The sequence below is a fragment of the Streptomyces sp. YS-3 genome, assembly GCF_045257485.1.
In the GTDB taxonomy this organism is placed as follows: domain Bacteria; phylum Actinomycetota; class Actinomycetes; order Streptomycetales; family Streptomycetaceae; genus Streptomyces.
The window spans coordinates 1-2,628 of the sequence record NZ_JBJHPC010000791.1 but is presented as its reverse complement, the minus strand read 5'-3'; the positions used below and the strand labels follow the sequence as shown (position 1 = coordinate 2,628).

2 protein-coding genes are annotated in these 2,628 nt (G+C 73.1%); one reads left to right on the top strand and one right to left on the bottom strand.

Going from position 1 to position 2,628, the window contains the following annotated elements:
• On the top strand, window positions 1-913 hold a 913-nt coding region (locus tag ACJA3G_RS34810; protein WP_406557029.1), incomplete at its 5' end, for a glycoside hydrolase family 6 protein.
• Here ACJA3G_RS34810 and ACJA3G_RS34805 read toward each other — a convergent pair.
• Window positions 895-2,337: a uracil-xanthine permease family protein gene (locus ACJA3G_RS34805; RefSeq protein ID WP_406557028.1), complete on the bottom strand. Its 1,443-nt coding sequence runs from the start codon at window positions 2,335-2,337 to the stop codon at window positions 895-897. The two genes, ACJA3G_RS34810 and ACJA3G_RS34805, sit on opposite strands and share 19 nt — an antisense overlap.
• Between the last annotated feature and the right edge of the window lie 291 nt (window positions 2,338-2,628).

Below are 2,628 nucleotides of genomic sequence, written 5' to 3'. Positions count from 1 at the left end.
GCCGTCCACCGCTCCCCGGCCCTCCGCCACCCGCTCGCCCGCACCGGGCGCGCTCTCCGCCCCGCTCTACCGCTCGCCCGACTCGCAGGTCCTCGACTGGGTCCGGGCGCACCCCGACGATCCCCGGCGCCCACTGATCGAGCGCCGGATCGCGGACCGGCCCACGGCCGTCTGGTTCACCGAGTACGACCCGGGCTCGATCACGCGCGAGGTGCGTGCGGTGACCTCGGCGGCGGCCGGGCAGGGCAGCGTGGCGGTGCTCGTCCCGTACGCGATACCCGGCCGGGACTGCGGCGGCGCCTCGCAGGGCGGTGCGCCGGACCTCGCCGCGTACGACAGGTGGATGGGGAACTTCGCGGCGGGGCTCGGGCGTTCACCGGTCGTCGTGGTCCTGGAGCCGGACGCGATCGCCCAGTCGGACTGCCTCTCCGAGGGTGAGCGCGCCGCCCGGTTCGCCTCGCTGGCCAGGGCGGGGCGCGCGGTCCGCGCGGCGGACGCCCGGGCCAGGGTGTACTTCGACGCGGGCCACTCCCGCTGGCGCGACGCCGGGGAGATGGCCGGGCTGCTGCGCGCGGCGGGCGCGGCCACCAGCGGCGACGGCATCTTCACCAACGTCTCCAACTTCAACGCCACGGCGGCCGAGGTGGCGTACGCGCGCCGGGTGCTCAAGGCGCTCGGCGGCCCCGCGCGGCTCGGCGCGGTGATCGACACCAGCCGCAACGGCAGGGGCGCGCCGCCGGACGGGCAGTGGTGCGACCCGGCGGGGCGGGCCGTGGGGCGCGCACCCACCACGCACACGGGCGAGGCGCGCGTCGACGCCTATCTGTGGGTGAAGGTGCCCGGCGAGTCCGACGGCTGCCGGGGCGCGGCGGGCACCTTCGCCCCCGACTACGCCTACGACCTGGCGCGCTGAGGCCCGTCCGGCCTCCCCTGACCGTCGCCGCGCCCCTCGCCGCGCTCGTCATCGCGCTCGCCGTAGGACGACGTGCCCTCGTCGAGCAGCGGCTCCTGCTCCTTCATATGGGCCGGGGCCAGGGCGCGCAGCACGTGGTAGCCGGTGATGACCACGATGGTGCCCAGGGCGATCCCGCTGAGGCGGAAGTCGTCGGTGAACTTCAGGCTGACGCCGCCGATGCCGATGATGATGCCCGCCGCCGCCGGGACCAGGTTCAGCGGGTTGCGCAGGTCCACCCCCGCGTTGATCCAGATCTGGGCGCCCAGGAGGCCGATCATGCCGTACAGGATGACGGTGATGCCGCCGAGGACGCCGCCGGGGATGGCCGCGACGATCGCGCCGAACTTGGGACAGACGCCGAAGAGCAGCGCGAATCCGGCGGCGGCCCAGTAGGCGGCGGTGGAGTAGACGCGGGTGGCGGCCATGACGCCGATGTTCTCGGAGTAGGTGGTGTTGGGCGGCCCGCCGACGGCGGTGGAGAGCATCGAGGCCACGCCGTCGGCGGCGATCGCGGTGCCCAGCTTGTCGTCGAGGTCGTCGCCGGTCATCTCGCCGACGGCCTTGACGTGTCCGGCGTTCTCGGCGATCAGCGCGATCACCACGGGGAGGGCGACCAGGATGGCGGACCACTGGAAGTGCGGGGCGTGGAAGGACGGCAGGCCGATCCAGTCGGCCCTGCCGACGCCGGAGAGGTCCAGGCGCCAGTGGTCGGTGGCCTCGCCCGAGCCGGGAACGGAGTGGATCCTGCCGAGGACGCGGTCGAAGAGCCAGGAGATCCCGTAGCCGAAGAGCAGTCCGAGGAAGATCGCGACCCGGGACCAGAACCCGCGCAGACAGACCACGGCGAGGCCGGTGAAGAGCATCACCAGCAGCGCGGTCCACTGGTCCTGCGGCCAGTACGTGGCCGCCGTCACCGGCGCCAGGTTGAAGCCGATCAGCATGACGACCGCGCCGGTCACGATGGGCGGCATCGCGGCGTGGATGACCCGCGCGCCGAACCGCTGTACCGCGAGGCCCGCCGCGAACAGGACGGCGCCGACGACGAGGACCGCGCCGGTGACGGTGGCGCTGGTGCCGCCGGTGGCCCGGATCGTGGCGGCGACGCCGACGAAGGAGAGCGAGCAGCCCAGATAGCTGGGGACCCGGCCCTTGGTGGCGAGCAGGAAGATGACCGTGGCGACACCGGACATCATGATCGCGAGGTTGGGGTCCAGGCCCATGAGGACGGGCGCCACGAAGGACGCGCCGAACATGGCCACCACGTGCTGGGCGCCGAGCCCGATCGTCCGGGGCCAGGAGAGCCGCTCGTCCGGGCGGACGACGGCGCCGGGGGCGGGCGTCCGCCCGTCACCGTGCAGGGTCCAGCGCACGCCGAGGCCCATGAATTCGCTCCAGTTCGTTCTGTGCTGAGAAGAATCAGCGCCATGGTAATGGGGCCCAGGAGGCCAGGTCCCATCCGTGAATTCCGCGCGGAGCATTGTCACCCGGAACTGCGGGCCCTACGCTCCAACGGCCTTGCTCGTGAACGTAGTTCAGATATGTGAAATCCCTAGGTGGGGAAGGTGCCTCGATGGGTGGAATATCCGAGATGGGCGGCGGAAGGGCACGTGGCCGGCTGGTGGCCCTGCTGGCCGCCGCGGCGGCCAGCAGGGCCACCAGCCGGCCACGTGCCC